Annotated in this window: 22 protein-coding genes; 4 read left to right on the top strand and 18 right to left on the bottom strand. The window is 56.0% G+C overall.

Annotation, left to right across the window (positions count from 1 at the left end):
- The first annotated feature begins 36 nt into the window (after nucleotides 1–36).
- Entirely contained in the window at nucleotides 37–1,302 is a 1,266-nt protein-coding gene (locus J2T14_RS08580; RefSeq protein WP_307469823.1) for a DNA polymerase IV, read from the top strand.
- Nucleotides 1,299–1,625 carry a YolD-like family protein gene (locus J2T14_RS08575; RefSeq protein ID WP_307203956.1) on the top strand — a complete coding sequence of 109 codons (327 nt, stop codon included), beginning with the start codon at nucleotides 1,299–1,301 and terminating at the stop codon, nucleotides 1,623–1,625. The genes J2T14_RS08580 and J2T14_RS08575 overlap by 4 nt, the downstream gene beginning before the upstream one ends.
- 55 nt (nucleotides 1,626–1,680) lie before the next feature.
- On the opposite strand, the gene J2T14_RS08570 is transcribed toward J2T14_RS08575, so the two are convergent.
- On the bottom strand, nucleotides 1,681–2,991 hold the full coding sequence (locus J2T14_RS08570) for a DUF2515 domain-containing protein (RefSeq protein ID WP_307469820.1): 1,311 nt from the start codon (nucleotides 2,989–2,991) through the stop codon (nucleotides 1,681–1,683).
- Nucleotides 2,992–3,152: 161 nt separating this feature from the next.
- Here J2T14_RS08570 and J2T14_RS08565 point away from each other — a divergent pair, with 161 nt between their 5' ends.
- Nucleotides 3,153–3,851, top strand: coding sequence for an SOS response-associated peptidase (locus tag J2T14_RS08565; RefSeq protein WP_307469817.1), 699 nt, complete (start codon nucleotides 3,153–3,155; stop codon nucleotides 3,849–3,851).
- Between the two features lie 354 nt (nucleotides 3,852–4,205).
- Here J2T14_RS08565 and J2T14_RS08560 read toward each other — a convergent pair whose 3' ends face one another.
- From J2T14_RS08560 to J2T14_RS08540, 5 genes are all read right to left on the bottom strand, one after another.
- Complete coding sequence (locus J2T14_RS08560) at nucleotides 4,206–4,493, bottom strand: stage VI sporulation protein F (protein WP_307203953.1); 288 nt, start codon at nucleotides 4,491–4,493, stop codon at nucleotides 4,206–4,208.
- Nucleotides 4,494–4,558: 65 nt separating this feature from the next.
- A complete protein-coding gene (recG, locus tag J2T14_RS08555) occupies nucleotides 4,559–6,646 on the bottom strand; it encodes an ATP-dependent DNA helicase RecG (RefSeq protein ID WP_307469815.1) in 2,088 nt (695 codons plus the stop codon).
- A gap of 4 nt (nucleotides 6,647–6,650) precedes the next feature.
- Nucleotides 6,651–7,508, bottom strand: coding sequence for a DegV family protein (locus J2T14_RS08550; protein ID WP_307469814.1), 858 nt, complete (start codon nucleotides 7,506–7,508; stop codon nucleotides 6,651–6,653).
- 34 nt (nucleotides 7,509–7,542) lie between these two features.
- Entirely contained in the window at nucleotides 7,543–9,285 is a 1,743-nt protein-coding gene (locus J2T14_RS08545; protein WP_307470409.1) for a DAK2 domain-containing protein, read from the bottom strand.
- A 56-nt stretch (nucleotides 9,286–9,341) separates the two neighbouring features.
- The gene (locus J2T14_RS08540; protein WP_307203949.1) at nucleotides 9,342–9,701 is read right to left on the bottom strand and encodes an Asp23/Gls24 family envelope stress response protein; all 360 of its coding nucleotides are present in this window, start codon (nucleotides 9,699–9,701) and stop codon (nucleotides 9,342–9,344) included.
- 258 nt (nucleotides 9,702–9,959) lie between these two features.
- On the opposite strand from J2T14_RS08540, the gene rpmB reads away from it, so the two are divergent.
- Nucleotides 9,960–10,148, top strand: a complete 189-nt coding sequence (rpmB, locus tag J2T14_RS08535) for a 50S ribosomal protein L28 (protein ID WP_114378912.1) — start codon at nucleotides 9,960–9,962, stop codon at nucleotides 10,146–10,148.
- 98 nt (nucleotides 10,149–10,246) lie between these two features.
- On the opposite strand, the gene spoVM is transcribed toward rpmB, so the two are convergent.
- The 12 genes from spoVM to coaBC all read right to left on the bottom strand — a co-directional run bounded on the left by spoVM (nucleotide 10,247) and on the right by coaBC (nucleotide 23,061).
- Entirely contained in the window at nucleotides 10,247–10,327 is an 81-nt protein-coding gene (spoVM, locus tag J2T14_RS08530; RefSeq protein ID WP_010345573.1) for a stage V sporulation protein SpoVM, read from the bottom strand.
- Between the two features lie 120 nt (nucleotides 10,328–10,447).
- Nucleotides 10,448–10,723 carry a hypothetical protein gene (locus tag J2T14_RS08525; RefSeq protein WP_307469811.1) on the bottom strand — a complete coding sequence of 92 codons (276 nt, stop codon included), beginning with the start codon at nucleotides 10,721–10,723 and terminating at the stop codon, nucleotides 10,448–10,450.
- Nucleotides 10,724–10,734: 11 nt separating this feature from the next.
- Entirely contained in the window at nucleotides 10,735–11,382 is a 648-nt protein-coding gene (rpe, locus tag J2T14_RS08520) for a ribulose-phosphate 3-epimerase (protein WP_307469808.1), read from the bottom strand.
- A gap of 5 nt (nucleotides 11,383–11,387) precedes the next feature.
- Complete coding sequence (gene rsgA / locus J2T14_RS08515) at nucleotides 11,388–12,299, bottom strand: ribosome small subunit-dependent GTPase A (protein ID WP_307470407.1); 912 nt, start codon at nucleotides 12,297–12,299, stop codon at nucleotides 11,388–11,390.
- 13 nt (nucleotides 12,300–12,312) lie between these two features.
- On the bottom strand, nucleotides 12,313–14,433 hold the full coding sequence (gene pknB / locus J2T14_RS08510) for a Stk1 family PASTA domain-containing Ser/Thr kinase (RefSeq protein ID WP_307469807.1): 2,121 nt from the start codon (nucleotides 14,431–14,433) through the stop codon (nucleotides 12,313–12,315).
- The gene (locus tag J2T14_RS08505) at nucleotides 14,430–15,200 is read right to left on the bottom strand and encodes a Stp1/IreP family PP2C-type Ser/Thr phosphatase (RefSeq protein ID WP_307469804.1); all 771 of its coding nucleotides are present in this window, start codon (nucleotides 15,198–15,200) and stop codon (nucleotides 14,430–14,432) included. Before J2T14_RS08505 ends, pknB begins: the two co-directional genes overlap by 4 nt.
- 11 nt (nucleotides 15,201–15,211) lie before the next feature.
- Nucleotides 15,212–16,258 carry a 23S rRNA (adenine(2503)-C(2))-methyltransferase RlmN gene (gene rlmN / locus J2T14_RS08500; RefSeq protein WP_307203943.1) on the bottom strand — a complete coding sequence of 349 codons (1,047 nt, stop codon included), beginning with the start codon at nucleotides 16,256–16,258 and terminating at the stop codon, nucleotides 15,212–15,214.
- Nucleotides 16,259–16,356: 98 nt separating this feature from the next.
- Nucleotides 16,357–17,847 (bottom strand): 16S rRNA (cytosine(967)-C(5))-methyltransferase RsmB, encoded by a 1,491-nt coding sequence (gene rsmB, locus J2T14_RS08495; RefSeq protein WP_307469802.1) that lies wholly within the window; start codon nucleotides 17,845–17,847, stop codon nucleotides 16,357–16,359.
- Nucleotides 17,844–18,794: a methionyl-tRNA formyltransferase gene (gene fmt / locus J2T14_RS08490; RefSeq protein WP_307469799.1), complete on the bottom strand. Its 951-nt coding sequence runs from the start codon at nucleotides 18,792–18,794 to the stop codon at nucleotides 17,844–17,846. The genes rsmB and fmt overlap by 4 nt, the downstream gene beginning before the upstream one ends.
- 4 nt (nucleotides 18,795–18,798) lie before the next feature.
- Nucleotides 18,799–19,284 carry a peptide deformylase gene (gene def / locus J2T14_RS08485; RefSeq protein ID WP_307203939.1) on the bottom strand — a complete coding sequence of 162 codons (486 nt, stop codon included), beginning with the start codon at nucleotides 19,282–19,284 and terminating at the stop codon, nucleotides 18,799–18,801.
- Between the two features lie 73 nt (nucleotides 19,285–19,357).
- A complete protein-coding gene (gene priA, locus J2T14_RS08480; RefSeq protein ID WP_307469797.1) occupies nucleotides 19,358–21,850 on the bottom strand; it encodes a primosomal protein N' in 2,493 nt (830 codons plus the stop codon).
- Complete coding sequence (gene coaBC, locus J2T14_RS08475; protein ID WP_307469795.1) at nucleotides 21,847–23,061, bottom strand: bifunctional phosphopantothenoylcysteine decarboxylase/phosphopantothenate--cysteine ligase CoaBC; 1,215 nt, start codon at nucleotides 23,059–23,061, stop codon at nucleotides 21,847–21,849. Before coaBC ends, priA begins: the two co-directional genes overlap by 4 nt.
- Nucleotides 23,062–23,066 lie beyond the last annotated feature (5 nt).

The following is a 23,066-nucleotide window of genomic DNA, read 5'->3' as shown; positions in this document are numbered from 1 at the left end:
ATAGTAAGAACAAACGTTCTGTATAGGAGGAACACGATGCCCCGTCAAAGAGTTGTCATGCTGGCGGATTGCCAGTCGTTCTACGCCTCCGTCGAGAAGGCGGAGCATCCCGAATACAAGGATCTCCCGCTCGTCGTCGCCGGCGATCCCGAGCGGCGCTCCGGCATTATTCTCGCCGCCTGCCCGATCGCGAAGAAATTCGGGGTCACAACCGCCGAGCGGCTTGGAGACTCGCTCTCCAAATGCCCGGATCTCGTCATCGTAAAGCCCCGCATGAAGCTTTACATTGATACGTCGATGAGAATTACGCAAATTTACGAAAGCTTCACCGATTTGGTCGAGCCTTACTCGATTGACGAGCAATTTCTCGATGTGACCGGATCGCTGCACCTATATGGTCCGCCGGAGAAGCTCGCCGAGCTCATACAGGCTCGCATACAGGCCGAGACCGGCATAAACACCCGCTTCGGCATCGCCGAAAACAAAATTTTGGCGAAGACGGCCTGCGACAACTACGCCAAAAAGAACGAATCCGGTCTCTACACGCTGACCAAGGATTCGCTCGAAGAGACGTTATGGACGTTGCCCGTAGGCAAGATGTTCATGGTCGGCAACCGGATGACCGCCCACTTCAATGCGATGGGTCTGACGACCATCGGACATATCGCGCGAACGCCCCTGGATAAACTGAAAGCGATGATGCGGCGCAAATTCGGCAAAAACTCGGACATCAACGCCGAGCTGTATTGGCGTATTGCCAGCGGCATCGATGACAGTCCCGTGACGCCCGGCACGCATCAGGTCGCCCCTACGACCGTCGGCCATATGATGACGCTGCCCCGCGATTACGGAACCTTGGCGGACATTAAGGTCGTGCTGCTGGAACTCGTCGAGCTTGTATGCCAGCGCTGCCGCAGCAAGGGCTATATGGGACATGTCGTTTCCGTCGGATGCATGGGCGCCGATTACGACCGTCCGAGCGGATTCAACAGGCAGATGAAGATGGAGGATCCGACCAATATTACGAATCAAGTGTACCGGGCAGCCGTGACGCTGCTGCAGAGGCATTGGGACGGCCTTCCGGTCCGCAAGGTCGGCGTCAGCCTCTCGCAGTTTTCCTCGGACGACGGATACCAGCTTTCTTTATTCGATCTGCACCGGGAGAAGTCGATAGCGCTGGAGAGGACGACCGACGCCATTAAGCAAAAATACGGAGATGCGAGCATCATGCGCGCCGTATCGATAACGCCGAGCGGCCAAGCGCAGGATCGCTCCGCCAAAATTGGAGGCCATTACAAATGAGAAAGAAGCTTGAGGGGAACGGATTATGGGAATCGAGCCGCATGATGCTGCCCGAGCACAAAGCGGCGATTATCGACAACAACGAGGCGCTGAAACGGCGCGCGCGCACCGTGCTCGACGAGCAGGAATGGGAAGCCGTCTCGCGCTCCGTAGCCGAATCGCTGCAGCTGCGGCTTCCCATAACGCTGCGGATGTTTCATCCGCTGGAGGAGCTGACGATTATAGGCATCGTCGATCGGGTCGATTCGATGAGGGGCCGGTTCATGATCGACGGCGAATGGTTCGAGGTCAAGAATATCGAAGGCGTCACGACCAGCGACTGAGGCGGGTGACGCATCGGGTAACTCGGTGACGCTGGTGCTGCGGCATGTTTATCGGTCATTGCTTCTGCCGCTGCGTCGCAAGCACGGCAAGCTCGATTTTATTGAGCATAAGTCCGTACTCGTTCGTTAGCTCGAACATCGGCGGAAGCGGCAGCTTGCGGAAGTAGGTCAGTACCTGATCAGCCGACTTGAACCAATCGCCCTTCTCGGCAGGGTCGACGGGGCGATCGCCCCAGGCCGTCCCCAGCTCAGGGCTGTACAGCGGCTTCGCTCCCGGCTTCAGCGCGCCGCCGATCAGCCGCTCCTTGTAGACGCGCTGCGGCGGCAATTGACGGATGCGGGCATAGAGCTGCGGCGCGAAGTCTGCGCGCGAGCCTGTGTGCTCCACCGCGGCGGCGAAGCAGCGCGCCCCATGAAGCACGGGAGCGATGCCGAACAGCACGGCATAGAGCCGCTTGCCGAACTCGATCCGCTCATCCAGATCCTCGAACCGTTCGATAATGATACCCGCCAGCTGCGTGCCTGCGTCGGTGCTGCAGTCCGCAACGGGGTCGCCGCTGCCGTAAGGAAAGATAACGCCGTTCACCTGCAGCAGAGACTGCATACCGAAGAATAGCGTATGCAGCACCTTTTCCTTGAAATGAGCGTTCTGTATGACGCGCTGTTCAATGTAATTCTGCTCGTTGACGATGAGCGCAACCGTCAAGGGTACGGGATCCCTTTCCTTCCAGAACAGCCGCCATACAGGGGACATGAACACCGAAACGCCAAAAGCCGGCAGCAGATGGAACAGGCTTCTGCCTTCCCTTAAGCTGCGTTCGTAGAGAAGCAGCTGCGGATACGCGTCTTGGAAAATAAGCGCATTCGCGCGCTCCAGGAAACGGAACAGCTCCTCCCGCTGTTCGTCCCGGAGTAAATAAGGCAGCCATTCGCCCTGCAGATCGGTCATATTCCAGCCGCCATTGCGCGAGACGAGATGCGCAAGCAGCGCCCAGTGAAGCTCCGGCGTGCGGAAATACACGGTCCGATACGCCTCGGTCCGCGTCAGGTTATTGCGGTTGTGCATCTCCGTCTCGGAGCGGATCTGGGCGATATTCGCCAGTTCCTCGGCGGTCCACGGTTCAGCAGCCGGCAGAGGAAGCGCCCCGCCTGCCTCTTCCAGCCTTCTCCATGCGGCCGTCAGCCGGGCAACCGCCGCCGGTGCCAGGACGATCGGCGAAGCTTCGGCAATCATCTGCTCGGATACGCTCATGGCCTTCCACTTCCCGACGGCGTAGGCGATAGCTGCCCGCGGAAGCGCAAGCAATCGGCTGAGCAAGGATTTGCCGCTGCGCCGCTGCCCTTGGGAATTTCCTTGTTTTTCCATACACGCCCCTCCCGTTCGTCCTTATATCACCAGTATCCTCCAAGTCGAACGCTGCCATACGAAACCCGGCGCTCAAGTTATGAATTAGAGGAAACTCATAGTATAATAGAGCCAAATTATCGTCGCTTAAGAAGCGCGGCGGAGACGGAGGAACGAGGCCGATGTGCGGGAGATATACGCTCACAATAACGATAGAAGAGCTCATGGTGCGGTATATGGTAGACGAGACAGGCATTCCGTTCCATCGTCCGAAATATAACGTAGCCCCGAGCCAGCAAGTGCTGGCGGTCATTAACGACGGCAACGACAATCGGCTCGGCGAGCTGAAGTGGGGGCTTATTCCGCCATGGGCCGACGATCCGAAGGTCGGGTTCATGATGATTAACGCCCGCGCCGAGACGGCGGCCGAGAAGGCGGCGTTCAAGAAGCCGCTTCGCAGCAAGCGATGCCTTATCCCGGCCGACGGATTTTTCGAGTGGAAGAAGCTGAGCGGTGGCGGCAAGCAGCCGATGCGGATTACGATGAAGAGCCGCGAAATATTCAGCATGGCCGGCCTGTATGAAACATGGATTTCGCCGGACGGCGCGAAAATAAACAGCTGCACGATCCTTACGACAGAACCTAATCCGTTAATGGCTCCTATTCATGATCGGATGCCGGTTATACTAAGGCCGGAGAACGAAGCACTGTGGCTTGATCGCAAGACGCAGGACGTAGAAGCCCTTCTTCCGCTTCTGCGCCCTTACGACGACCGCGATATGGTCGCTTACGCGGTCTCGCCCGCTGTCGGCAACGTCCGCAACGACTCGCCCGAATTAATCGAGCAAATCGCAGTGGACGAGCAGATGCGTCTATTCTAAGAAAGTGGCGTTCGGCGAATAATAATTCAACCGAGGCTGGATTACGTCTGAGAAGCTGTTTCGTTTATGATCGACTATATTGATAATCGCAACAACTTTCTCAATTGTGACCCGTTCGTATAAGCTACATTGGATATTCGCATTAACTTTTGAACCAATCCTCCTGAAACAACCGTTTGCCAGCAAAGTTAGTGCGGAAATCCATCATGGCCCCCCGGGTCTAAGAATATGGACCGAAGTTACTGCGAAAATCCAACATATCTCCTCTCGCCTACAAAAAGACTCACCTCTATGCTGCAAGAAAGAGCATCACCTTGCTTGCCCAAAATCAAAAAAAATCGCCAACCGAATCGGTCAGCGAAACATGCCCCAAAGCTTGAGCAAATGAAACGTATTGTTCGGATCGATCTTTTGTCCCAGAACGAAAGCGACGATTTGATCCTCCTGCACATCGGTGAGCGGCTCCTGCAAAATAACGGCGGCAGCCTTCACCAGCCTGCGCACCTTCGGACGATCCTGCAAATCATATTTCGTTACATTGCCGAGCAGCTCCCGAATCCGGTCCTTCGTGACCGGATTTTTCAACTTATATTTGACTCGTTCGACCAACTGCGGCTTAATGCCGTACTTTTGGTAACTCACAGACTAGACACCTCCAACCGGCAGTGTTAACGGTTAACTATATGCCGGAAGGAGGAAATAATTGCCTAGTCCAACTGTTCCCCTTGAAAAATTTGATCCTTCTGCAACAACGCGCGCAATCTCGCATAGGAGGGGTTCGTCCAAAAATCGTCTTGTCCCGTCAACTCGCCCGCATCGTCGCGCGCTTCCTCCAGCGTCTCGTAATCGGCCACCATATCGGCCAGCCGGAACTCGGGAAGTCCGCTCTGCTTCGTGCCGAAGAAGTCGCCCGGACCGCGAAGCTCCAGGTCGCGCCTCGCGACCTCGAAGCCGTCATCGGTGTCCGTCATCACCTTCATCCGCTCGCGCCCCGTCTCCGACTTCGGATCGGCTACGAGAATGCAATGCGACTGATGCTCGCCCCGCCCAACGCGTCCGCGAAGCTGATGGAGCTGCGACAGGCCGAAGCGCTCCGCGTCCATAATGACCATCAGCGTCGAATTCGGCACGTCGACGCCGACCTCGACGACGGTCGTTGCCACGAGCACCTGCGTCTCGTTCGCTCCGAAGGCGCCCATTACAGCCTCCTTATCGGCTGCCGACAACCGCCCGTGCAGCAGCGCTACCTTATACTGCGGGAACGCTTGCTGCATCTGTATATGCAGATCGATCGCGTTCTGCACATCCAGCTTCTCCGACTCCTCGATAAGCGGACAAATAATGTACGCTTGACGGCCTTGATCGACTTCCTTGCGGATGAATTCAAGCACGCGATCCATCATGTCATGCTTGACCCAATACGTCTTGATCGGCTTCCGTCCATGCGGTCGCTCGCGAAGCGTCGACACGTCCATGTCTCCGAAAGCCGTAATGGCCAGCGTCCGCGGAATCGGCGTAGCCGTCATCGTCAGCACGTCCGGGTTCATGCCCTTCCGTCGCAGCACGCTGCGCTGATTAACGCCGAACCGATGCTGCTCATCGGTCACGACAAGGCCCAGACTGCGGAAAAATACGTCGTCTTGAATAAGCGCATGCGTGCCGACCGCAATATCGATGATTCCCATCTGCAAGCCGGCAAGCACGTCGCGCCGTTTCCGTTCCGTCAAGCTGCCCGTGAGCAGGCCGACCTCGATGCCCATGCCGCCGAACAGCTTCTGAAGCGAGCGCATATGCTGGTCGGCCAATATTTCCGTCGGCACCATAAGCGCGCCTTGATGGCCAGCTCTGACGGCCCCGTACAGCGCCATAGCGGCAACGACCGTCTTGCCCGAGCCGACATCGCCCTGCAGCAATCGGTTCATACTCGATGGACGCCGCATGTCCATTAGAATTTCATTCACGACCTTCTTCTGCGCATCCGTCAGTTCGAAGGGCAGCGTCGCCGCGAACTGGCGTATCCATTCGCTCTCGACGCGCAGCGCCAAGCCGTCGCTGCGCTTGCGATTAAGCGCGCGATAAGCTTGCAGCTTCAGCTGGAACAGGAACAGCTCCTCGTACACAAGCCGCCGTCTGGCAGCTTGTCCTTCCTTGGCGTCCTCCGGCAGATGAATATGCCGCACGGCCTCTCGCCTGGCCATAAGTTGATGACGCTGCACCAGCTCATGCGGCAGCACCTCTTCGATCATCGTCTCGTACTGGGTCAGCGCCTGGCGGATCGTCTTGCGCATCCACGGCTGCGTGATGCTGCCGCCGACGGAATAGACGGGCTGAAGCGTACCGCTCTTAGCCGACTTGCCGCCCGCGCCCGTGCCGTTACTCTCGCTGCTGCCGCCTTGGAACTCCGAATCGGATACCGTCAACTGCAGCCGGTGCTGCTCCCACTTGCCGGTCAGCATCACTTCGCGTCCAACCGTTAGCTGCTCCAGCAAGTAATGCCGATTGAACCAAACCGCGGTCACGAGCCATCCGTCAATTTCGATCTTGCAAGTCAGCCGCGACTTGCCTTTGCCGTAGCGCTGAAGCAGCGGTACGCCGCGGATATAGCCAAGCACCGTCACCTTCTCGCCATCCTTGGCATCCGCCAAATTGCGAATCCGGTAATCCTCGTACCGGTATGGAAAATAGTCGAGCAGATCGGCGACGGATTGAACGCCAAAGGCGTGAAGCTCCTGTTCCTTGGGAGCGCTCACGCCTTTAATTTGTTTAACGGGAATCTGATCCAAGCTAATCATCATTCATTCACACCTTGTACATGAATACGGCCGACAGCCCGGGTCCGGTATGCGTGCCAATAACCGCGCCTATCGTCGTGAAGCCTATCTTTTGGATATTGAAGTGGCTCTTCAAGTATTCGCAGAGCTCCATAGCCGTCTCTTGGCCCGATGACCATGCGATCGTCATCGATACCGGCTCTTGCGCATCGAATCGCTGCTTCAGCAGCTCAAGGACACGCGCCATCGCCTTCTTCGTTCCGCGTACCTTATCGACGGGATACACCGTACCGTCCGGTTCCAGCGACAGGATCGGTTTAATGTTCAGAATCGAGCCGATCAGCGCGGACGCCTTGCCGATCCGTCCGCCCTTCTGCAAATATTCGAGCGAGTCGACTAGAAAATAGATCTGCATCTCGCTCTCGAGACGCTGCAGCTCGGCCAGAATCGCTTCCTTCGATTCACCGGCCTGCGCCATCTCCGCCGCCCGAATGGCGCGCATGCCGAATCCGTACGAAGCCGACTTCGAATCTACGATCGTAATATCGCCGGCTTCCTCCAGCATGGACTGCGCTATGACCGCAGACTGGTAAGTTCCGCTGAGTGCTGCCGATAAATGCAGCGAAATAATCGGTCCTTCCGGATCCTCGGCGAGCAGCCGCTCGTACATTTCCGAGAACTCGCTCGGCGATGGCTGCGACGTGGTCGGCAGCACTGGCGATGCTACCAGCTTCGCGTAAAATTCCTCGTTCTGGATCGTGACGCCGTCCAAATACGTTTCTTCTCCGAACAGCACCTTAAGCGGCACCATCGATATGCCCAGTTTCTCTCTTACCTCTAACGGAATATCAGCGGTGCTATCCGTTACAATTCGAACCTTCCCCATCTGAACCCCTCCCGGACATAAAAACGATTGCAAATTATTCCACGGCAAACAAATATGGGTAAAGAGGCTGTCCGCCTTCTTGCACCTCTGTCTCAAGCTCCGGATATTGTTCAGCGATCCATTCGCAGAGTGCTGCCGTTACGCTCGGATCCGCATCCTCGCCTGTCAGCACCGTCACCATGTCGCCGCCTTCCTCCAGCATGCTCGCAAGCAGCGATTGGCAAGCGCCTAGTACGTCTGCGTTAGAGACGACAATCGTTTTCTCCTTAATGCCGATATACTCGCCTTCGCGAATCGCAACGCCTTCAATCGTCGTATCCCTTACCGCCTTCGTCACTTGGCCGGACACGACTTGCTCAGCCGCGTTCTTCATCCAATCCGCGTTGCGCTCTGTCGATTCATCCTCTTTGAAGGCAAGCACTGCCGCAAGTCCTTGCGGAATCGTACGCGTAGGAATAACCGTCACGCTGCGTTCGCTCAGCTCGGCTGCCTGCTCGGCAGCAAGAATGATGTTGCCGTTATTGGGCAGCAAATAAATATGCTCGGCAGATAGCGCCTCGATTGCCTTCACGAAATCTTCCGTGCTCGGATTCATCGTCTGTCCGCCCGACAATACGGTATCGACATCGTTTTCGAGGAAAATGTCGGCGATGCCTTCGCCAAGCGCTACCGCGATAATGCCATAAGGAGCACGTTCGTACACTTGTCCAGGCGCTACCGCTGCATCCGGCACTTGCCCTGCCAGCAATTCCGCCGAGGCGAGGCTTGCGGTCGTGTATCCAGCCGTCTCCTGCTCTTGCTCTAGGAGCTCGCGGTGCTGCTCTCTCATGTTCAAAATATGAATATCGGTCAACTCGCCGTAAGGCAAAGATAAATTAAGCACGTCGCCAGGCTTGCGCGAATGAACATGCACCTTAATAATATCGTCGTCCGTAATGACGAGAATGGAGTCGCCATCCTTCTCGAGCGCTCGTTTGTAAGCGGATTCATCGAACAACGCCGCTCTGTTGCCGACAAGCTTGCGATTGATGAAAAATTCCATGTCGTATAAAAACTCTATCGCATCCGTCGACAGTCTCGCTTGAGCAGAGCTTGGCTCTAGCTTGCGCAGGCTTGGCACGGACCCAGGCACGGCTACTTCCTCTGGCGGTGCAGCTTCGGAAGGCAATGTATACGCTTCTTGCTCACCGCTGCCGGCAGTGGCCGTCAAACTATGAACGAAGCCCTCATAAATAAATACGAGCCCTTGCCCGCCGGAATCGACAACGCCGACCTGCTTAAGCACTGGCAGCATATCGGGCGTTCGCTGCAACGCCTCAAACGCCTTCGCGTGCACCTCGCGCATCAGATCCGCTACGTCGTTCGTTCTGCGCGCATACTGAACCGCATGCTTGGCTGCTTCTCTCGCAACCGTAAGAATCGTTCCTTCGACCGGCTTAACTACCGCCTTATAGGCCATATCCACACCATGCTGAAGCGCATTCGCCAGCTGGAGCACGCCCGCCTCTTCTACGCCGGAGAGCGACTTCGAGAAGCCGCGGAACAACTGCGATAGAATAACGCCGGAATTGCCGCGCGCGCCCATGAGCAGCCCTTTCGAAAGAGCTTCTGCCGCTTTGCCCACTTGTGCGGACGGTTTGCTGCGCAGCTCGCGAATACCGGAGGTCATCGTTAAATTCATGTTGGTTCCCGTATCCCCATCCGGTACAGGAAACACATTCAAAGCGTTAACGTGTTCGGCGTTACGCTGCAAATATTCTGCACCCAGCAGTGCCATTGCGGCAAAATCAGATCCGTTAATAAAGCGCTTACTCAAAGAAAATTCCCCTTCCGCTACCTGGATACCCTCACGTCTTGAACAAATATATGGACTTGTTCCACTTGTAGATCGAATACATCGTTAAGTACGTATTTCACTTTCGATTGGATGTTATGGGCAACCTCGGAAATCTTCGTTCCGTAGCTCACAACGATATGAAGATCGATATGCAGCTTCTCTTGCTCGCGCCGCACTTCTACCCCGCGCGTATAATTGTCTCTTCCCAATAGCTCGGCGATACCGTCCTTCAGTTGCTTTCGCGAAGCCATTCCGACAAGTCCATAACAATCCAAGGCTGCGGAGCCAGCAATAACGGCAATGCAGTGATCTGTAACGTGAATGGAACCAAGCTCGGTGCTAAGCTGCAGAGGCATAAACTACACTCCCTTACTGTAAGTATTATGGACTATGTATCATTGTACTATAAACAGCGCCTTTATAGAAGTGTACACGTGTAATCCGGTCACAATCAAGCAGATTACTTCATGAATCATTCGTTTTCGGCTATTTTACCACTCAGATTTGGGTTGAACAGAACCTTAGTTTATGGTACGATGTTCAAGTGTGTTCAAATGAATATTCGCTAACGAACTTAAGTTTTTGCATACGCAATTCTTGAAGGAGGTGTAGTCATGTCCCGCAAATGTTTTCTTACAGGTAAAGCTCCGGGCAAAGGGAACAACGTATCCCACGCCAACAACAAAACGCGCCGTTCTTGGGGCGTAAACGTGCAGAAGGTTCGCATCCTAGTTGACGGTAAACCGAAACGTGTTTATGTCAGCACTCGCGCGCTGAAATCCGGCAAAGTTACACGCGTATAATGATGGCTTTCGCCATAGATAAAAGCACCTGAGGCTTCAGGTGCTTTTTGTTATGGCTTTACGCGATCGCGGTCGTAAGGCGGCAGCCAAGAACATTATCAGTTTTTTTGGAAGGTATTCAATATCGCCTTTACGAAACCGCCCAAAAATTTCGGCAGTTTGATCGTGTAAAATTTCATGCCTCATCCCTCCTCGGACACGCTCATCGAATTGTACCGTGACCAGAACATACGCTTATGTAACCATCCTATGCATCCCAAGTTTGTCCTATTCCATCGTGAGCGCGCCCAAAAAGGCTGTTATACGTTATTGAAAATATCCGGATTATCGCGCATGTACGTAACGATAGAAATGATGACAGCGGCCAGGAGATAAAATAAAATCGCAACGGCGAAAAAAGCGATTCGCAGCCCGATGCTGTCGTACTTGCGGAAGAAACGGATACCCAAGTATAAGGCCAAGAGCGAGAACATGTACTTCCATATGCCCGGCGTAAAGCTGAATGCGGCCAGCAGTACCCCAGCCGCTAATGAATAAAGAATCAGCCATAATATCGACTTGAATCTATCGCTCATCGATGTCTCCCCTATCTGAGAGCCGCAATCGCCGCTGCGCGATCGTTCTCGGCGAACACCGCATTGCCCGCCACAAGCACGTTAGCGCCTGCCTCGCGGATAAGCGGAGCCGTCTCGCGATTAACGCCGCCATCGACTTGAACGTGTACGGCATCCAGACCGCGTTCATCGAGAGCAGCGCGCAGCTGACGCAGCTTGACGAGCGAGTACGGAATAAAGGATTGCCCGCCGAAGCCCGGATTTACCGTCATGATCAATACGAGATCGAGATCCTGCAGAATCGGCTCAAGCACCGATACCTGCGTAGCCGGATTAATAGCGACGCCGACCGGCAGCCCCTTTTCCTTAATGAAATGCACCGTACGGTGCAGATGGACGCATGCTTCCGCATGAATCGTAATCCGGTCCGCGCCGGCCGATATGTAATCGGATAGCGACAGCTCGGGACGCTCGATCATGAGATGAACGTCGAACGGCAGCTTCGTTGCGCCGCGAACAGCCGCGATAACAGGCGGACCGAATGTCAGATTCGGGACAAAATGGCCGTCCATGACGTCCACATGAATCCAGTCCGCGCCAGCTCTCTCCGCATCCTTAATCTCATCGCCAAGCTTGGCGAAGTTTGCCGACAATATTGAAGGCGCAATAATAGTAGTCATAATCGTTAGTACCTCCGCTTCCTGTCATTCCATTCATTCATGAACAATACATAGTTGTCGTATCGGCTTCGCTCGATCCCGCCTTTATCTACCGCCGCAAGCACCGCGCAGCCCGGCTCATGCAGATGAGTACAGCCGCGGAATTTGCAATCGGAAGCAAGGTGTCGCATTTCCACGAAGCAATAACTTAAATCCTCGATGCCCAGCTCTGCGAAGTCGAGCTGGCTGAAGCCCGGCGTATCCGCCACGTAGCCGCCCCCGATCGCGATCAGCTCGACATGGCGCGTCGTATGTTTGCCGCGGCCGAGCCTGTTGCTGATCTCGTTCGTTTCCAGCGCAAGACCGGGTACGATCGCGTTAAGCAGCGACGACTTACCTACGCCGGATTGACCCGCGAATACTGCTAAGTGGCCCTTAAGCCTCTCATGCAGCGCTTCAATGCCATCGCCCTTGCGCGAGCTTGTACCAAATACCTCATAGCCGATAGAGCGGTAAATACGGTTAACGGAGGAGGCAGCCAGCTGCGCCTCCTCCGTTTCCATACCGTCGTTTTCCAGATCCTGCTTGCTCAAGCAAAGAACGGGCTCGATGCCCGCATGCTCGATATGGACCAGAAATTTATCCAGCAGTTGCAAGTTAAGAGCAGGCTCCGTCACCGAGAACACAAGAATCGCAAGGTCGATATTGGCTACGGGAGGCCTAATCAGTTCGGATCTGCGAGGCATAACCTCCTCAACGGTTCCTTCGCCGTTATCGGTCATGCTGTACAGCACCTCGTCGCCAACAAGCGGGGACACTCCCCGCTTCTTGAATACGCCGCGCGCGCGGCATTGGACCGGCGCGGTATCGGTGGATACGCCTTCCGCACGAACATAATAGTAGCCGCTGAGCGCCTTGACGATCGTCCCTCTCAGCATAGCGCCGTGATGACTATTGCTGTTGTTCTTGCTGTTGTTGCTGTTCTTCTTCGTCTGACTGCTCATTTTCTTCGTCTACCTCCGATTGGGCAGGCTCCTCGGGAGGAGGCGCTTCGTTACCCGGAATCGTCACGGTCGATGAGTCTGACCCTCCCGCAACTTCGTCATACGTAATCGTCATCGTCTCGACGAATTGATTATCGCGGATAATCGTTACCCGCGCTTCCGTATCCGGCGAGACGACAACCGTTACCGCGAATGTCCGCGTGCTGTCGATTTGTCGCGGTTTATCCCACTCCATCTCCTCACCGCGCGCGTCGGAGTACAAGATGCGGATCTCGCTCGTCTTGCCCGCTTCGGCAGGAGAGATGATGAAATTGAATTTATGTTCCTTCGCATCGGCTGGCGGTCCGGTACTTACGACAACCGAAATTTTCGATCCTTTTTCCACCTTCTCATTCGGCTCGAACGGACTTTGTTTAATGATATAATCTTTCTGATGCAGGTAACTTGCCTCATACAGGATATCGGCATCGTTCAGAACGAGCTCATTCGCTTTCAGCAGATCCTTCGCTACATCGAGCGACTGATCGATCAGATTCGGCATATCCACCGTCTCCTTGCCCTTGCTGACCATAAGCGTAATTACATCCGTCTCCGGGTCGAAGTCCGCGCCGGCCTCCGGGGTTTGCTTCAGAACCGTACCTTCCGGTTCTTCGCTGAACACAGGATCCGACTTAATCTGAGAATCCACATCGACGCCAAGTACAGCAAGCGCGTCTTTCGTGTCCTGCAACAGCTTGCCGACGTAATTGTCCATCGTCTCCATCTCGGGTCCGTCGCTGACCCACAGCTCAATCAGCGAGCCTTCCTTGACTCTCATATTCGACTTCGACTGCTGGAATACCTGATCCTTCGGAATATCCTTCTTGAACTCCCGAGTGACCGGATCCTGCACTTGCAGACCAGCCTCTTCGATCTCCGCTTTGGCGGCCTCGAATGTATAACCTACGACATAAGGCACTTTGACCTCAGGGACATCAAGACTATCGAGCAGCCGTATGAAGCCCCAAATAATTAGCGCCAGCACAATTAGCGTTACGCCCACTACCGTTAACGGCTTCTTCCAGCTCTTCTCTTTCGTCTCCAAAACCTTGTCGTTCCATTGCGTATCCGTGTTCGTATTAGCCGCCGCGGTTTGCTCAGCTCTATCTGTGCCGGCAATCGGCATCGGTATATCGCGAATAGCGGGCATGACTCTTGTTTCATCCATGTCGCTGTCGCCGCTAAACGTTATTTTCTTCTCGTTAAGCCGATCCGGTCGCAGGCACGTATCGAGATCGAGCAGCATTTCGCGGGCTGAGCCGTAACGCTCGATTTGATTTTTGCGCATAGCTTTTAGGATGACGTTTTCCACGCTTTGCGGGATATGAGGATTTGCCACGCGCGGCTCCTCGAAGTTTTCCTGCAAATGCTTAAGCGCAACGCTGATCGGGCTCTCCCCAAGGAACGGCAACCTGGCCGTCAGCATCTGGTACAGGACGATGCCCAGCGAATAAATATCCGACTTCTCGCCGGTATTGATCCCTTTGGCATGCTCCGGCGAAAAATAATGGACCGAACCGATAACCGAGCCCGTCTGCGTAATCGTCGACGACGTTACCGCGCGGGCGATGCCGAAATCGGTTACCTTGACGCGCCCGTTCTTGCCGATCAGTATGTTATGAGGCTTAATATCGCGATGAATAATATGGTTTTGATGAGCGTGATCGAGCGCGTCGCATATTTGCATAGCAATGCGCACCGCTTCGTCTGCCTGCAGCGGCGCCCGCTCTTGAATGATTTCGTTAAGATTGTTGCCTTCAACGTATTCCATAACGATATAGTGCGTATCTTCCTCTTGTCCTACATCATAGATGCTTACGACGTTCGGATGGGACAGCGCCCCGGCCGATTGCGCCTCGCGGCGAAAACGGCGAATAAACTCTTCGTCGTGCACGAATTGCTGCCGCAGCACTTTCACGGCTACTTTGCGATTCAACAGCACGTCATGCGCCTTATAGACGAGCGCCATGCCGCCGCCGCCGATTCTAGTCAGTATTTCGTAGCGTCCGCCTAGATCATGTCCGATCATCCAACCCGCTCCTCTCGATTCGCGCCAACTGCATCCTGTAGAAGAACAATCGTTATGTTATCGTCTCCACCCGCATGCAGCGCCAGCGAAATGAGATGCTCAGCCTTCGCGTCCAGCTCCAACTGCTCGCTCGTTACCGTCTCCAGTATTTGCTCCTCGGTAACCATGTTCGTCAGTCCGTCGCTGCACAGGAGCAGGACGTCGCCTTGCATTAAATCAATCGTCTGGATGTCGATTTCAACATGGGAATCCGTCCCCACGGCACGCGTCAATACGTTGCGGCGAGGATGGTGGGCGGCTTCCTCCGCGCTAAGCTGCCCCGACTTGACCAATTCATTGACGAGCGTATGATCGACCGTCAATTGCGTAATGTCTCCCTCGCCGATCTTATAAGCGCGGCTGTCGCCGACATGACCGATGATCGCATTGTCGCTCTTCACAAGCGCCGCAACGATCGTCGTTCCCATATTGTAATACTGCTCGTTGCGGGAGGCTAAATCATATACGGCCTCATTCGCCGACGAGATTGCCTGACGGATGAGCATCTTGCCCTCCTGCAGCGACAGATCGGGCTTGGCCGCGCCTTGCTCGACCGTGCTGCGGAAGGCGTCAACCGCCTTCTGGCTTGCTACGTCGCCCGCCTTGTGACCGCCCATGCCGTCGGCCACAATGGCTAGCGTAACGCCGTTATTGTACTGGCTAACCCATGAATAGTCTTCATTAACTTGCCGAACTCGTCCAATATCGCTGCGATTTGCAGTCAGCAATCGATCTTCACCTACCTCGCTTGGGACTCCATATGTTTGGCTCTTAATTGGCCGCATGCAGCCGCAATATCATGGCCTTGCTCTCTACGGATCGTCGCGTTGATCTTGTTGCGTTCCAGAATGCGTTGGAATTCGAATATATCCTCGCGCGGCGTCCGCACGTAATTGCGCTCCGGCACATGGTTGACCGGAATCAGATTGACATGGCACAGCATGCCTTGAAGCACGTCGGCAAGCTCCTGCGCATGCTCGGGACGATCGTTCACGCCGCCGATCAGCGCGTATTCGAATGTGATGCGGCGTCCCGTCTTCGCAATATAGTAGTGGCAAGCTGCCATTACGTCCTCGAACGGGAAGCGGCGGTTAACCGGCATCAGCTTCGAGCGAAGCGTATCATTCGGGGCATGGATCGAGAGCGCCAGATTGATCTGCGTATTCTCGTCCGCGAACTTGTACATGCTTGGCACGATGCCGCTCGTGGAGACGGTAATATGGCGCTGGCCGATATTAAGGCCCTTCTCATGAATCATGTTCCGAAGGAACGTCATCGTCGCGTCATAGTTCTCGAACGGCTCGCCGGAGCCCATGATGACGATGCTCGATACGCGGTCTCCCGTAGCGTCGAGCATCTGCTGCGCGGTTACGACCTGCGCGATAATCTCGCCTGCGGTCAGATTACGCTTCAGTCCGCCTAACGTGGACGCGCAGAACGTACAGCCGATACGGCAGCCGACCTGCGTCGTTACGCATACGCTGTTGCCGTAGTTATGTCTCATAATAACGGTCTCTATCGCATGATTGTCGTGAAGCCCGAATAGAAACTTAACCGTGCCGTCCTTCGATTCGAACTTCGTAATTTCCGTCAGCGTCACGAATTGGAATTGATCCTCCAGCTTATCGCGAAGCTGCTTCGGCAAGTTGGACATATCTTCAAAGCTCTTGACCCGCTTCACGTAGAGCCAGTCAAACAGCTGTCCCGCGCGAAACGCAGGCTCTCCGTTTTCCTTCACCCATTCTTGAAGCTGCTCGAGCGTATAGTCATAAATGAACGGTTTCATCTCATCACACCTGTACCTTAAAGTAGGGCGGGCTTCGAACGTTACGAGCCGCCATCGATTTATTTTACCACAAACGCCCATATTCAGCCATAATCGTACTAGGAGCGCCGAACCATCCTCGCAATGAAGAAGCCGTCGCTGCCAAAATGATGCGGAAGAAGCTGCGCCTGGCCGTTGAAATCGTCGCCGATCACGCCTGTCTCGCGCAAGCTGTCCGCAATCGTATCCGGCCAGCCAGCCGCATCGCGTTCAAACTCGGGATGCCTCTGCAAAAAAGCCGCAACCTGTTCCTCGTTCTCTTCCGCCTCCATCGTGCACGTGCTATAGACAAGCACGCCTCCCTCGCGTACGAGTCCGCATACCGCATCCAGCAGCCGATGCTGCACCGCTGCGATCTCTGCGACGTCTCCCGCCGTCTTCGTCCACCGAATCTCGGGTTTCCTTCTAATGACGCCGAAGCCGGAGCAAGGCGCGTCCAACAGCACGGCGTCCATCGACCCCGGAGCGAATCGCTCGGACAGCTTCGTCGCATCTTCCGTAATCGCTTCGACGTTGCGCAGCTTAAGGCGCTCCGTCTGCGATACGATCAGCTCGCGCTTGTGCTCATGCAAGTCATTCGCCCAAACTTTTCCTTTGCCGCCCATAAGCTCCGCAAGATGCGTGCTCTTGCCTCCAGGCGCGGCGCAGCAATCGAGTACCTTCATGCCGGCTGCCGGAGCGACGACTTCGGCGACGAGCATGGAGCTCTCGTCTTGGACCGACCATAAGCCTTCACGGAATTCGATCGTGTCGGCCATATTGCCGCCCTTGCCTACATTGATGCCGGACGGAGCAATCTTGGACGCCTCTGCGTTATAACCGCTCTCGCGAAGCAGCTCAAGCAACGCTTCGCGGCTCGTCCGCAGCGTGTTGACGCGAATGCTGGCATGCGGCTGATCGTTGCCTGCCGCGCATATCGATTCGGTCGTCTCCGCTCCATATGTAGCCAACCACCGTCTAACGAGCCATTCCGGATACGAATGGCGCAGCGATAGCCGCACGGCCGGATCGTCATGCTTAATATGATCGGGACTAAGCTCGCTCTTGCCCCGGTCCATGCTTCGCAAAACGCCGTTAACCATGCCGGAAATGCCCATGTGCCCGCGTTTCTTCGCTATGGTAACCGCTTCGTTAACCGCCGCATGCGATGGAATGCGGTCCAGATAGAGAAGCTGATAGGCGCTTAGACGAAGCAGCTGATGCACCCATGGCTGAAGCTTGCGGACACCTTTCGCCACGAATTTGTCGAGCCAGTAATCAAGCGTCAGCTGACGCTGGATCGTGCCGTAGACAAGCTCCGTAACGAGCCCGGCGTCGGCACGCTCGAGCCTCGCGTCCTGCAGCGTGCGATTGAGCTGCAAGTTGCTGTAGGCACCCGTCTCGGCGACTTTGACGAGAACGTCCATTGCCAATTCCCGCGGAGACTTCGCCTTGCGGGACTGCGTTTGCGGAGACGCCGCGTTAGAAACGGACGCTCCCTGCTGGTTCTTCCGCGGCGGATTTCCGCCCTGCCTTCCGCCCAGCGGCTTGCCGTTGCTAGTCCCGGTCATACCGCACCTCCCTCATCGAACCTGCTGCCGGCTTCGAGGCGGGCTCCCTTAAGCCACTCCGCCGCAGCCATCGCCCGTTTGCCCGCAGGCTGGATTTCCGTAAGCAGCAGCTGGCCTTGTCCGGTTTGAACGGTAATTCCTAGGTTATCGGCATGAATAATCGTTCCCGGCGCCGCACCAACCTTATCCTTGTTCGCTACAGGCGAGCAAGCCCATACTTTGAACACCTCGCCGCCAAGATAGGTGAATGCCCCCGCCATCGGCGATAGGCCGCGCACTTGATTATAGATGGCACGGGCTGATTTGCCCCAATCTATACGTTCGTCGTCGCGTGTTAAATTAGGGGCGTAAGTCGCTTCTTCATTATTTTGCGGAACGGCGACCGCGGTACCGGCCAAGATCGAAGGCAGTGTGTTGCCCAGCAATTCCGCTCCAGCCGCGCTAAGCTTCTCGAATAGCGTGCCCGACGTATCATGGTCTTCGATGGCAACCTCTACCGCACTAATCATATCGCCGGTGTCGAGCCCCTCGGCCATGTACATAATCGTAACGCCGGTTTTGTCTTCGCCGTTTATAATAGAGCGCTGAATCGGCGCGCCGCCGCGGTATTTCGGAAGCAGCGAGCCATGCACGTTAATGCAGCCAAGACGCGGAAGATCGAGTACGCTCTTCGGCAATATTTGCCCATATGCGGCCGTAACGATCAGATCCGGCGCCAGCTCGGCAATCGCGGCCACCGCTTCCGCGCTGCGCATCCGCTCCGGCTGCAGCACTGGCAGGCCAAGCGACAACGCCGCTTCCTTCACAGGCGGCGGCGTAGGCGTTTTTTTGCGGCCCTTCGGCCGGTCGGGCTGCGATACGACAGCAACTACCTCGTACTTCTGCTCCAGCAGAAGCCGCAAGGAGGGAACGGCAAACTCGGGCGTTCCCATGAATACAATGCGCATGAATCTACTCGCCGCCTTTTCTTGGTCTCTCCGAAATATCGTAGATGCTCTCGGCCAAATCCGTGAACAGAATACCGTTCAGATGATCGACCTCATGCTGGAACGCGCGCGACAAATAGCCGCTTGCTTCTACGGTGAAGTGCTCGCCGTCCGAATTTTGCCCCTTCACGACGATACGATCGGCACGCATCACCTCGCCGTTCAAGTTCGGGATGCTGAGGCAGCCCTCAGGTCCGAGCTGCTCGCCCTCTTGCTCGACGATAACCGGGTTGACCATCTCGATCAGGCCTGTCTCATCGCCTATGTCAACAACGATAACGCGCTTGGAAATGCCGATCTGCGGCGCGGCAAGGCCTACGCCTTCCGCATCGTACATCGTCTCGGCCATATCCTTGAGCAATTTTTTCAAATTCGAGTTAAACTTCGTTACTTCCTTCGCCTCTTCCCGCAATACAGGATCCGGGTCTTTCACAATAATACGGATACTCATGGTATTCCCTTCCTTTACGAATGTTAATAGTGATAAAAGTCTGAATAACGTCTATATGGACGATTCATCTGCCTTATAAAATAACTTGCGGATCCACATCGACGCTGAATTGCACCTGACGCTGGGGCGGACCATCCGTAAACGGAGCTAGCGCCTCCCGAATAAGCGCGGAAGCATCGATGCTACCCCGATATTTTATCACACATTGAAAACGGTAGCGATCTTTCATTCTTGAGATCGGCGAAGCGACCGGCCCCAGCACGTCGAAAGCTTTCGGCAGACCGCTATTCAGCGGAACGAGAATACCCTGCTCCTCTGCCAGCTCGCGCAGTCGCGAAGCGAATTGCTCGCCCACCGAAGACAGCAGCGTAAGCTGCTCATGCGACATCGTTATGAGAATTATCCGGCAATAAGGAGGATAGCCCATAGCGCCGCGATGGCGCAGCTCCTCGGCGATGAAAGCCGCATAGTCGTGATGCTGAGCGGTCGTGACCGCATAATGCTCCGGCGAATACGTCTGAATGACGACCTCCCCGGGCAGATGATGCCTTCCCGCTCGGCCCGCCACCTGTGTAAGCAGTTGGAACGTTCGCTCCGCCGCGCGAAAGTCCGGTAAGTTAAGCGACGTATCCGCCGCGATAACGCCCACTAATGTAACGTATGGAAAATCAAGACCTTTGGCTACCATTTGCGTACCGAGAAGCACATCGGCTTTGCGGTCCCCGAACTGCTTAAGCAGCTTTTCATGCGCATTTTTCTCGGTCGTCGTGTCTACGTCCATCCGTATGACGCGAATCCCGGGGAACAGCTTCGCAAGCTCCTCCTCGACGCGCTGCGTGCCCGTCCCGAAGTAGCGAATATGCTCGCTCTCGCAGGAAGGGCATTTCGTTGGCGCCTGCTCGGCATGGCCGCAATAATGGCAGCGCATGACACGCGTTTTCTGATGATAGGTAAGCGAAATATCGCAATGCGGGCATTGCGCCGTGTAACCGCAGGAACGGCACATGACGAAGGTCGAATAACCCCTCCTATTAAGCAGCAGCACCGATTGCTCGCCTTTCTCGAGCCGATCGGTAAGCAGCTCGTGCAGCTTGCGGCTGAACATCGAGCGATTGCCGTCGCGAAGCTCCTCGCGCATGTCGATGACGTCTACCGGAGGAAGCGGACGTCCGCCTACCCGCTCCGGCATCGGCAGCAACGCCGGCTCGCGCCCGCCTGCCGTGCCCGAAGGCTGCGGTCGATTCGCGGCCGCGAACGTTTCGATCGAAGGCGTGGCAGAGCCAAGAACAACGGCTGCGCCATGCTGCCTCGCCCTGCGCACCGCGACATCGCGCGCATGGTACTTCGGGCTCTCCTCCTGCTTATACGAAGATTCATGCTCCTCGTCGATAATGATTAGTCCGATCGACTCGAACGGGGCGAAGATGGCCGATCGCGCGCCGATCGCCACCTGCACCTGACGGCTGCGGATCTTGCGCCATTCGTCATATCGTTCGCCGTTCGACAATCGGCTGTGCATGACGGCTACCGCCTCGCCGAAGCGCCCCTTGAACCGCTCAACCATTTGCGGCGTTAATGATATTTCCGGCACGAGCACGATTGCCTGCTTGCCGAGCCCCAAGCAATATTGAATCGATTGCAAGTAAACCTCGGTCTTGCCGCTGCCAGTAACGCCGTGCAGCAGCATCGTTTCCGGCTCGCCCGCCCGCACCGAACGGACAATACGCTCGAACACCGCTTGCTGCCCTGCCGTTAGCGGCAAAGGCTTCGTTCGCTCGAATTCTCGGCCCGCGTATGGATCGCGCTGCTGCTCAACCTCGCGCAGCTCGAGCAGACCTTTGCTTTCCAGTGCCCGCACGGTCGAGGCCGAACCTTCGGTTGCGGCAATTAACGCCTGCATCTGCAGCGGCCCGCCATGGCGCAGCATATAGAGCAACACTTCCCGCTGCTTGGCCGCTCTTGCGGGAAGCTCCTCGGCTGCAGCACGAATCGTCTCTTCATCGGCGGTTAGAAAGACAGTCAACATTTTCTTGATCGATAACCGATCCTTAATGGACGCATGCTCGATTATCGCGCCTGTACGAAGTCCGCTCTTTACTTCCTTGGCATGTTGAGGGAAGCGCTCCAGCAAGGCTTCAAGCTTCGCCGTTCCTCCTTGCGAAGCCAGCCATGCCGCCAGTTCGCTTGGAAGCTCGCCTTCTTCCGCCTCTTCCGCGAGCTCGACATACCGCTCCGCCTTTCCCTTCAAAGCCGCAGGTATCATCGCTTGCAGCGCCGTCGTCCATGAGCAACAATATTTATCGCTTAGCCACTTTGCCAGCTCCACCAAATCAGGCAGCAGCGGCGGCATGGGGTCGAGCAGCTCGGACACGGGCTTCAGTCGCTTCGGATCAATGTCCGCTTCCGCGGCAAGCCCGACGACGAAGCCCTGCAGCACGCGGCCGCCGAACGGTACGCCGACTCTGCTGCCGATCTCGATCCACGACTCCATCTCGAATGGGACCAAATAGTCGAACGGCCGATCCGTCTGGCGGCTCGGCACGTCTACGATCACTTTGGCAATCATGCTTCCATTCCCCCGCTGCGCGGCAAACGTTCCGCTACAATTTCCAGCAGCTTGCGGGCGATCGACCTTTTCGATTGCAGCGGCAACGATTCCACAAGCCCGCCGGCATCGAACAGCTTAACGATGTTCGTCTCCTCGTTGAAGCCCGCCCCGCTCTCGCTCACATCGTTCGCAACGATCAGATCGCAGTTTTTGCGCCGCAGCTTGTCCATCGCGTAATGATCCAATTGCTCCGTCTCCGCTGCGAAGCCAACAAGAAATTGATGCTTCTTCCGCTCGCCAAGCGTCTGCAGGATATCTGCGGTCCTCTCCAGCTCGAGCGTGAGCCGGTCGCCGCTCTTCTTCAGCTTCTGTCCGCTGACGACGACCGGGCGGTAATCGGCCACTGCCGCCGCCTTCACGACAATATCCGCCTCGTCATACCGCGCAGTAACGGCAACCAGCATCTGCTCGGCCGATTCCACCTTAACGAGGTTAACCCCCGCAGGCGGGGAAGCCGACGTTCTGCCCGCTACGAGCGTCACGTCCGCCCCCATCAGCTGGGCGGCTTCTGCAATAGCGAAGCCCATTTTGCCGGAGGAATCATTTGTCAGGTAGCGAACGGGATCGAGTCGCTCCATCGTTCCTCCCGCCGTTACGATGACCCGCTTGCCGGCAAGCAGACCGCCGCTGGACAGCCAATCCTCAACAGCGGCGACGATGTCTTCCGGCTCGGCCAGCCGGCCTTTCGCGACATAGCCGCAAGCGAGCTGCCCCGTCCCGGGCTCGACGAACATGACGCCTCGCGAGGCGAGCAGATCCATATTCGCGACAACGGCCGGATGCTCATACATATGCACGTTCATAGCCGGGGCGACGACGACCGGGCATGTTGCCGCGAGCAGCGTCGTGCTCAGCATATCATCCCCATGGCCGCCAGCCAGCTTGGCAATCGCGTTCGCCGTCGCCGGAGCTATAATAATGAGATCTGCATGGTCGGCCAAATCGATATGCGAGACGACGGCCGGATCGCGCTCGTCGAACGTATCGATATATACAGGGTTTCGCGACAGCGTTTGCAGCGTAAGCGGCGTTATGAACTTCGTCGCCGACTCCGTCATAATGACGCGAACCTTCGCGCCCGCCTGCGCAAGCTTGCTGCAAAGCGCCGCTCCCTTATAGGCGGCAATGCCGCCGGTAATTCCGAGAATAATTGATTTTCCTCTTAGCATGCTTT

The organism is Paenibacillus harenae (genome assembly GCF_030812415.1).
GTDB lineage: Bacteria > Bacillota > Bacilli > Paenibacillales > Paenibacillaceae > Pristimantibacillus > Pristimantibacillus harenae_A.
This window is presented reverse-complemented; position numbering and strand designations above follow the sequence as displayed.

Coding starts and splice junctions, on each gene's coding strand:
- rsmB (WP_307469802.1), bottom strand. CDS start 17,847: ATGACCGGGACTAGCAACGGCAAGCCGCTGGGCGGAAGGCAGGGCGGA.
- rpe (WP_307469808.1), bottom strand. CDS start 11,382: ATGACTACTATTATTGCGCCTTCAATATTGTCGGCAAACTTCGCCAAG.
- J2T14_RS08580 (WP_307469823.1), top strand. CDS start 37: ATGCCCCGTCAAAGAGTTGTCATGCTGGCGGATTGCCAGTCGTTCTAC.
- rpmB (WP_114378912.1), top strand. CDS start 9,960: ATGTCCCGCAAATGTTTTCTTACAGGTAAAGCTCCGGGCAAAGGGAAC.
- spoVM (WP_010345573.1), bottom strand. CDS start 10,327: ATGAAATTTTACACGATCAAACTGCCGAAATTTTTGGGCGGTTTCGTA.
- pknB (WP_307469807.1), bottom strand. CDS start 14,433: ATGATCGGACATGATCTAGGCGGACGCTACGAAATACTGACTAGAATC.
- J2T14_RS08525 (WP_307469811.1), bottom strand. CDS start 10,723: ATGAGCGATAGATTCAAGTCGATATTATGGCTGATTCTTTATTCATTA.
- def (WP_307203939.1), bottom strand. CDS start 19,284: ATGAGTATCCGTATTATTGTGAAAGACCCGGATCCTGTATTGCGGGAA.
- J2T14_RS08570 (WP_307469820.1), bottom strand. CDS start 2,991: ATGGAAAAACAAGGAAATTCCCAAGGGCAGCGGCGCAGCGGCAAATCC.
- fmt (WP_307469799.1), bottom strand. CDS start 18,794: ATGCGCATTGTATTCATGGGAACGCCCGAGTTTGCCGTTCCCTCCTTG.
- J2T14_RS08545 (WP_307470409.1), bottom strand. CDS start 9,285: ATGGCACTGCTGGGTGCAGAATATTTGCAGCGTAACGCCGAACACGTT.
- rsgA (WP_307470407.1), bottom strand. CDS start 12,299: ATGCTGAGAGGGACGATCGTCAAGGCGCTCAGCGGCTACTATTATGTT.
- J2T14_RS08575 (WP_307203956.1), top strand. CDS start 1,299: ATGAGAAAGAAGCTTGAGGGGAACGGATTATGGGAATCGAGCCGCATG.
- J2T14_RS08550 (WP_307469814.1), bottom strand. CDS start 7,508: ATGGGGAAGGTTCGAATTGTAACGGATAGCACCGCTGATATTCCGTTA.
- recG (WP_307469815.1), bottom strand. CDS start 6,646: ATGATGATTAGCTTGGATCAGATTCCCGTTAAACAAATTAAAGGCGTG.
- rlmN (WP_307203943.1), bottom strand. CDS start 16,258: ATGAAACCGTTCATTTATGACTATACGCTCGAGCAGCTTCAAGAATGG.
- coaBC (WP_307469795.1), bottom strand. CDS start 23,061: ATGCTAAGAGGAAAATCAATTATTCTCGGAATTACCGGCGGCATTGCC.
- J2T14_RS08565 (WP_307469817.1), top strand. CDS start 3,153: ATGTGCGGGAGATATACGCTCACAATAACGATAGAAGAGCTCATGGTG.
- J2T14_RS08540 (WP_307203949.1), bottom strand. CDS start 9,701: ATGCCTCTGCAGCTTAGCACCGAGCTTGGTTCCATTCACGTTACAGAT.
- priA (WP_307469797.1), bottom strand. CDS start 21,850: ATGATTGCCAAAGTGATCGTAGACGTGCCGAGCCGCCAGACGGATCGG.